General features: G+C 73.0%; 7 protein-coding genes. 3 read left to right on the top strand and 4 right to left on the bottom strand.

The window, feature by feature from the left end; genetic code table 11:
* The coding region (locus VJR25_RS02820) for a magnesium transporter MgtE N-terminal domain-containing protein (RefSeq protein ID WP_324112311.1) at positions 1 to 824 on the bottom strand (824 nt) is incomplete at its 3' end.
* Positions 825 to 892: 68 nt separating this feature from the next.
* Here VJR25_RS02820 and VJR25_RS02815 point away from each other — a divergent pair.
* Both VJR25_RS02815 and VJR25_RS02810 read left to right on the top strand, forming a co-directional pair.
* Complete coding sequence (locus VJR25_RS02815; protein WP_324112309.1) at positions 893 to 1,552, top strand: general stress protein; 660 nt, start codon at positions 893 to 895, stop codon at positions 1,550 to 1,552.
* On the top strand, positions 1,549 to 2,220 hold the full coding sequence (locus VJR25_RS02810) for an alpha/beta family hydrolase (protein WP_324112307.1): 672 nt from the start codon (positions 1,549 to 1,551) through the stop codon (positions 2,218 to 2,220). Before VJR25_RS02815 ends, VJR25_RS02810 begins: the two co-directional genes overlap by 4 nt.
* 15 nt (positions 2,221 to 2,235) lie before the next feature.
* On the opposite strand, the gene VJR25_RS02805 is transcribed toward VJR25_RS02810, so the two are convergent.
* From VJR25_RS02805 to VJR25_RS02795, 3 genes are read right to left on the bottom strand one after another with little or no spacing between them, the layout of a single operon-like run.
* Positions 2,236 to 4,017 carry a gamma-glutamyltransferase family protein gene (locus tag VJR25_RS02805; protein ID WP_324112305.1) on the bottom strand — a complete coding sequence of 594 codons (1,782 nt, stop codon included), beginning with the start codon at positions 4,015 to 4,017 and terminating at the stop codon, positions 2,236 to 2,238.
* Positions 4,018 to 4,019: 2 nt separating this feature from the next.
* Positions 4,020 to 5,441, bottom strand: coding sequence for an aminopeptidase P family protein (locus tag VJR25_RS02800; RefSeq protein ID WP_324112303.1), 1,422 nt, complete (start codon positions 5,439 to 5,441; stop codon positions 4,020 to 4,022).
* A gap of 52 nt (positions 5,442 to 5,493) precedes the next feature.
* Complete coding sequence (locus VJR25_RS02795; RefSeq protein WP_324112301.1) at positions 5,494 to 6,513, bottom strand: endonuclease/exonuclease/phosphatase family protein; 1,020 nt, start codon at positions 6,511 to 6,513, stop codon at positions 5,494 to 5,496.
* Positions 6,514 to 6,571: 58 nt separating this feature from the next.
* Here VJR25_RS02795 and VJR25_RS02790 point away from each other — a divergent pair.
* Positions 6,572 to 7,397: PHP domain-containing protein (locus VJR25_RS02790; RefSeq protein ID WP_324112298.1), on the top strand; the 826-nt coding region annotated here is incomplete at its 3' end.

Here is a 7,397-nt window from a genome sequence, read left to right as displayed (position 1 = left end):
GGGTTGTACTTCAGCAGGGCGCGGATGTCCTCGGCCTCTTCGGGCTCCATGAGGTCGAGCAGGCCCTCGCGCTGCTCGTCGGACAGCTGCCCGAGCACGTCCGCCGCGTCGTCGGGCTCCATGGCGTCCAGGATGTCGGCGGCGCGTTCGTCGTCCAGGGACTCGAGGATGTGCACCTGCTCGTCCTCGGGCATCTCCTCGAGGGCATCCGCGAGGCGGTCGTCGCTGAGCTCGTCGACGACTTCGAGCAGCCGGTCGGCGGGGAGGTCGAGGAGCGTGTTGGCGAGGTCGGCGGGCTTGAGGTCCGAATACGTCGCGATGAGCTGTTCGGCGGACTGCGCCTCGCCGGGGTTCTGCTGCTCGCGCACGTCGCTCCACTGCGCGAACGTGGTCGGCCCCTTGGCGAACGGGGACGCCGTGGTCTTCGGCTTGCGCAGGAACAGCTGCCCGACGTCCCATTCGCCGAGCCGGTTGCGCTCGACGGCGACGTCCTCGATGACGGCGTACCCGCTGCCGTCGCGGAAGTAGACCTTGCGGCCGAGGAGCTCGGCCATCACCCGCACCTCGCCGCCGCGCTGCTCGAAGCGGCGCACGTTGATGAGACCGGTCGTGATGACCTGGCCGGTGGCGATCGACGTCACCCGGCCGATCGAGAGGAACACGTGACGGCGCCCCGGGATCTCGACGATGAGTCCGATCACGCGCGGCGGCGCGTCATTGCGATAGACGACGACGACGTCCCGGACCTTGCCCAGCCGGTCGCCGGCGGGGTCGAAGACTGCGCACCCGGCCAGGCGCGCCACGAAGACCCTCTGCGTGCTCACTCGGTCAAGCGTAGTCCGGTGATGCGGGTGTCCGAGGCGGGCCGTGCCGCGCATGCGAGGATGGACCCATGAGTATGGCCGGCCCGAATCAGAGCAGGACCGAAGTGGGGGAGACCGTCGCGAGCTTCCCGGCGTACGAGGGGGCGCAGAAGGCGGTGTCCACGTTGATCTCCGCCGGGGTGCCGGCACGCGAGATCGCGATCGTCGGCAGCGGTCTGCGGTCCGTCGAGCGCATCACCGGGCGGCTCGGCTACGCGACGGCGGCACGGCAGGGGGCCATGAACGGCCTGCTGCTCGGCCTGATCTTCTCCGCGATCTTCGTGCTGGGGAACTCGTCGCTGTCCGCGTTCGTCGGGGTGATGTTCATCGGCATCGCCCTCGGGATGCTGATGAGCATCGTCGCCTACGCGCTCATGCGACGGCGGCGCGACTACGCCTCGGTGACCCAGGTGCTGGCGGACCACTACGACGTGACGGTGCTGCCCAGCAGCATCCACCGCGCCCGTCAGGTGCTCGGCGCAGGGCCGGTGCCGCCCATGCCCGCGACCGGGTCCGATGCACCGGCGGTACCGCCGGTGGCGGGGCCGCCCGCGGAGGAGCCCCCGCGCTTCGGGGAGCGGATCGCCCCGCCGGCGGCGGACGAAGACGCGGAGTCACCCGCGGGGCCCGACGACGACGCGGCATCCGGGTCCGATCCCGACGACCGGCGACCCCCGCAGCGCGAGTGACCTCCACCGAGGGAACCATCCGCGTCGAGCTGCCGGCCGGCGCGGTCGACGTCGACGCGGTGTGGACGCACGCGCGTGCGGCGTGGGCCGGGTACGTCGTCACGCACGGCGCAGGCTCGCGGTACGACAGCCCGTTCCTCGTCGAGCTGGGCGCGGCCCTCGCCGAACGCGGGGTGAGCACGCTGCGGTTCAACCTCCCTTACGCGCAGCTCGGCCGCCGCATGCCGGGACCGGCGGCGCACGCGGTCGCGGCGTGGGAGCAGGCGCTCGACGCGGCCGCCTTCGCGGACCTTCCGGTATGGGCCGGCGGGCGATCGTACGGCGGCCGGATGGCATCGGTCGCCGCGGCGGAGGGGCGGATCAGCCCGGCCGGGCTCGTGTATCTCAGCTATCCGCTGCATCCTCCCGGCCGCCCGGACCGGCCCCGCGTGGAGCATCTGCAGCGGATCGCCCAGCGGCAGGTGTTCGTGTCGGGGCGCACGGACCCGTTCGTCGACCCCCACGAGCAGCTGGCGGATGCCGCGGCATCCTGCCCGGACGCGCGCATCGTGTGGGTCGACGGGGATCACGGCTACGCGGCGAAGGGCCGCAAGCGCACCGCCGCCCAGATCGCCGAGACGATCGCGGACGTCGTCGTCGAGGCGCTGCGCCCCGACCACCCGGCCTGAGCCCGGCGACGGCGCTCAGCGCCCGGCGGCGTACCCCAGCATGCCGCGCGCGTTCGCCGCGGCCCACACCCGGCCCGACCGGCGGTCGATCCCGACCGCCGAGAGCCGTCCCAGCGACCAGTCGCCGGAGACCGTGACGTCGTGGCCGCGGTCGCGCAATTCCTGCACCACGGCCTCGCCGATGCGCCCCTCCACGACCACGCCCGCCGGGGTCCAGCTGCGTGGCCAGAACGAGTCGATGAGCGCCGTGGTGTGCAGCGTCGGAGCGTCGATCGCCTGCTGCGGGGAGTAGCCGCCGACGAGGATCCGCAGCAGGGCCGGCAGCTGCCACTGCTCCTGCTGGTCGCCGCCGGGGGTGCCGATCGCCATGGCGGAGTGCTCGTCGATCACGAGGGTCGGCGTCAGCGTCGTGCGCGGCCGGGCGCCGGGACGCAGCGCGGAGGGCGCGGCCTCGTCGAGCCACGTCATCTGCAGGCGCGTGCCGAGGCAGAAGCCGAGCTCGGGGATGGCGGGCGACGACTGGAGCCAGCCGCCCGACGGCGTCACGGCGACCACATTGCCCCAGCGGTCGACGACGTCGATGTGGCACGTGTCGCCCCGCGTCTGGCCGGTCACCGCCACCGTCGGCTCGCCCACGCCCAGCGCATCGGCTCCCTCCGCACTGGCGTCGAGCGTCAGCGGGGGCCAGTACGGCCGACGGCCTCCCGGGGTGCCCGGGCGCCAGGCGTGCGACGCCTCCTCCCCGATGCCGGCGCGGCGCGCGTCGGCGTAGTCGGCGGTCAGCAGCGGCCCGACATCGACGCCGTCGCCGAAGTGCGCGTCGCGGTCGGCGAGGGCGAGTTTGAGCGCCTCGACGACGGCGTGCGCTCCGCTGGGCGTCGACGGGTCGAGCAGGTCGTCCGGGAGCGGTTCGAGGATGAGCAGAGCCTCGAGGAGCGCCGGTCCCTGCGTCCAGGCGCCCGCCTTGGCGACGGTCAGCCCGCGGAACGGGATGGTGACGGCATCCTCGTAACCGGCGCGGAAGCCGGTGACGTCCTCGGTGCGGATCACGGCTGCGTGGTCGGCGCCGTCGGAGTGGCGATGCGGCGTGGCGAGGAACGCGGATGCCGCCCGCCCCACGGTCTGCGCCCACAGCTCGCGGGCGCGGTCGATGCCACGCGTCCGCTCCTGGCCGGTCGCGGCAGTGGCCAGCTCGTCGAGCAGGTCGGCGTAGCGGGGGTTGCGGACGAGATCGCCCTCGGCGGGCACCCCGTCGGCCAGCCAGAGGTCGGCCGAGGACCGCCAGTGGGATCGGAACAGGCCGGCGACACGGCCGATCGCGGCCGCGGCGGTCGCCGACAGCGGGACGCCGGACCGCGCGTACGCGATGGTGGGCGCGAGCACGTCGCGCAGGCTCAGCACCCCGTGGTCGCGAAGCAGCAGCAGCCAGGCATCCACCGCTCCCGGGACGGCCGCGGCGAGGCCTCCCGCCCCGGGGACCAGATGCAGGCCCTCGCGGCGGAAATGCGCGATCGTCGCGTTCGACGGCGCCGGACCCTGGCCCATCAGCACGCGAGGGGTGTCCGGCCGGTCCCCGGTGACGAAGATGCCGACCAGGTCGCCGCCGGGGCCGTTCAGATGGGGCTCCACGAGGTGCAGGGCGAAGCCGCCCGCGACGACCGCGTCGAACGCGTTGCCTCCGCGCTCCAGGATGCCCTGCGCGACGCCGGTGGCGATCCAATGGGTGGACGCCGCCATCCCGAACGAGCCCGTCAACGTCGGCCGCGTCGTGAACGCGGCCGGGGGAGTGAACGGCATGCTCAGTTCGCGTTCGCGCGGATGCCGGCCACCCAGGCCTCGACCTCGTCGGCGGTGCGCGGGATGCCGGCGGACAGGTTCTCCACGCCGTCGGCGGTCACGAGCACGTCGTCCTCGATGCGCACGCCGATGCCGCGGAGCTCCTCGGGCACGGTGACGTCGTCGATCTGGAAGTACAGTCCGGGCTCGATCGTGAACACCATGCCCGGCTCCAGCACGCCGTCGTAGTACATGTCGCGCCGTGCCTGCGCGCAGTCGTGCACGTCGATGCCGAGATGGTGGCTGGTGCCGTGCACCATGTACCGGCGATGCTGACCGCCGTGGTCGGCATCCAGCGCCTCGTCGGCGGTCACCGGCAGCAGACCCCATTCGGCGGTGCGGCGCGCGATCACCGCCATGGCGGCCTCGTGCACCTCGCGGAAGCGGATGCCGGGACGGGCGACGGCGAACGCCGCGTCGGCGGCCTCGCGCACCGCCTCGTACACGCGACGCTGCACCGGGGTGAAGGTGCCTGTGACCGGGATGGTGCGGGTGATGTCGGCGGTGTACAGGCTGTCGACCTCGGCGCCCGCGTCGACGAGGATGAGGTCTCCGTCCACCACCGCGCCGTCGTTGCGCGTCCAGTGCAGGTAGCACGCGTGCGGGCCGGATGCCGCGATGGTGTCGTAGCCCTCGCCGTTGCCGTCCATGCGCGCGCGCTGGTGGAACACGCCCTCGACGACGCGCTCGCCCCGGCTGTGCGCCTGCGCGCGGGGGAGCGCACGCACGATGTCGTCGAACCCGCGGGCGGTCACGTCCACGGCGAGCCGCAGCTGGCCGACCTCGTACTCGTCCTTGACGAGCCGCAGCTCGGACACGGCGCGGGTGAGGTCGTCGTCCTGGTCGACGACGAGGTCGGTGTCGGCCGGCGAGAACGCGTCGACGTGTGCGGTGTCGACACCGAGGTCGGCGGCGACTCCGGCCAGAGCGGGTCGCGGGCCGATCCAGAATTCGCCGATCGTGGCATCGCTGTAGAACTCCGACGTGGTGCGGTCGGCGCGCTCGCGGAAGTAGAGGGTGGCGCTGTGCCCGTCGCCGTCGGGGTCGAGCACGAGCACCGATCCGGGCTCGGCGTCGGCTCCCCAGCCGGTGAGGTGCGCGAACGCCGAGTGGGCGCGGAAGACGTAGTCGGTGTCGTTGCTGCGCTGTTTGAGCTCGCCGGCGGGGATGACCAGCCGGGCGCCGGGGAACTGCGCGGACAGCCGGGCGCGTCGGGCGGCGGCGTACCGCGCCTGCTCACGCGCCGGCGGCAGCGACTCCGGTCGGGCCGCCCAGCCCTGCGAGATCGTGTCGAGGAAGCCCTGGGGGAACGGCTGGCGCCGGTTCGTGCTGCTCGTGGTCTGTGCGGCGGGCTCGGTGACGGTCTCGGTCTCGGCGGAGTTCATGGGTCCAGTCTCGCACCGGCCGGCGGCACCGCGCACCGATCCGGACGTCCGTCTACCCGGCCGGTTCGAGCTGCACGACCAGGGGACGGTGATCGCTGCCGGACCCGTCGAGCGACCGCAGCACGAGCGACCCCTGGACCTTCCAGTCGGGCGTCGCCATCACATGATCGATGGGGGCGCCCGCGAGGGCCGGGAGTCGTGTCGGCCAGGTGCCCACGCCGCCGTTGCCGGACTGCGAGGCCGCGTCACGGCACCGTCCCATGGTGCCGCCGTCGACGCCGTATCCGCTCATGTGGTCCAGCGTCGCGTTGAAGTCGCCGGAGAGGATGACGCTGCCCGACGCGCACTGGTCGGCGATCCACTGCAGGTCGTGCCGCCAGTCGGCCATCGCGACCTCCCGCGGTGCGACCGCGTGCGCGGCGACGATGGTCGGCCCCTTGCCGTCGGTGGGCATGGCGACCGCGCTCGGCACCGTGGAGGTGTTGTCGCTGCCGTCGGCGGAGGACTCGATGACCGAGTAGTTCCCGAGCTTCGGGCTGATGAGGATCGTGGTGGAGCTCGCATCCCACCCGTGCTCGCCGTACTGGGTGTGATAGGCCCACATCCGGTGCCCCATGGTGCGCATCGCCAGGGCGACGTCCTCGCCGGTGGCGATCGTGGTCTCGGGCAGGGTGACGATGTCCGCGTCCATCGCCACCGCGGTCTGCGCGATGGTCTGGGCGGACGTCGCCTGACCGGCCGTGTTCCACTCCATGATGCGGATCGACGAGGCGGTGCGGGCGGGCAGTGCGTCGGTGCCGAGCCCCCGGGTGGCGACGATCGCGGCGTTCGCGGCGGCGGCCAGGAGCGCCACGACGAGGAGCGCGGCGGCGAACCGGCGGATCGGCCGGATGAGCATCAGGAGGAGCGCGACCACGACGAGGACGGCGAACCCGACCGCGACGAGCGCGCGGAACGAGACGATCTGAGCGACCGGAAGCGTGCGCTCGAGGTGGAACAGCGCGGGCCAGGTGACGACGGCGGCAGCGGCCGCGCACAGCAGCGCGCAGACGATCCCGAACACCCGCAGCACGTCGGCGACTCTATGTCAGCAGTCTGGGAGACAAGCGGATGCCGCTACTGTCGGAGTCATGTCGTCGCAGCGCTTCCGGGGCCCCGCGGACCTGCATCTGCATTCGCAGAACTCGGACGGGACCGAGCCTCCGGCGGACGTGATGCGCGCGGCATTCCGGCACGGCATCCGCACGGCGGCGCTGACCGACCACGACACCACATCGGGGTGGGCCGAGGCGGCGCACGCGACCGCCGAGCTCGGCATGACGTTCCTTCCGGGCATGGAGATGTCGGCGAAGCACGGCGGCCGGAGCGTGCACGTGCTCGCCTATCTGGTCGATCCGGGCGATGCGGCCCTCAACGCGATGATCGCCCGCGTGCGGGCCTCGCGCGAGGAGCGGGTCTCCGTCATGGTCGAGCGGATCGCGCGGGACCACGACGTCTCCTGGGAGGATGTCGCCGCGGCGACCACCGCGGGCGCGACCGTCGGCCGCCCGCACATCGCGGACGCGCTCATCGCGCGCGGCATCGTCGAGGACCGGACGGAGGCGTTCGGCGGCATCCTGCATCCGCGCAGCCCGTACTACGTGTCGCTGTTCGCGCCCGACCCGGTGACCGCGGTGGCGCTCGTCGCGGGTGCCGGCGGAGTGCCGGTGATCGCGCACCCCGCCGGCCGCGCCGGTGTGCTCGACATGGACCTTCTCGTCGAGCTGGTCGATGCCGGCCTCGGCGGATTCGAGCTGGGGCACCGCGAGAACCGGGCTTCCGGCGTGGAGCAGCTGCGCGCGCTCGTCGCCCGGCACGATCTCATCGTCACCGGGTCGAGCGACTACCACGGCACCGGCAAGCCGAACCGGCCGGGCGAGAACACGACCAGCGACGAGATGGTGCAGCGCATCATCG

Source organism: Microbacterium sp. (genome assembly GCF_035277845.1).
Classification (GTDB): Bacteria; Actinomycetota; Actinomycetes; order Actinomycetales; family Microbacteriaceae; genus Microbacterium.
This window is presented reverse-complemented; position numbering and strand designations above follow the sequence as displayed.

Excerpts from the sequence above, each read along its gene's own strand:
- VJR25_RS02815 (WP_324112309.1), top strand. The coding sequence starts at position 893 with ATGAGTATGGCCGGCCCGAATCAGAGCAGGACCGAAGTGGGGGAGACC.
- VJR25_RS02805 (WP_324112305.1), bottom strand. The coding sequence starts at position 4,017 with ATGCCGTTCACTCCCCCGGCCGCGTTCACGACGCGGCCGACGTTGACG.
- VJR25_RS02800 (WP_324112303.1), bottom strand. The coding sequence starts at position 5,441 with ATGAACTCCGCCGAGACCGAGACCGTCACCGAGCCCGCCGCACAGACC.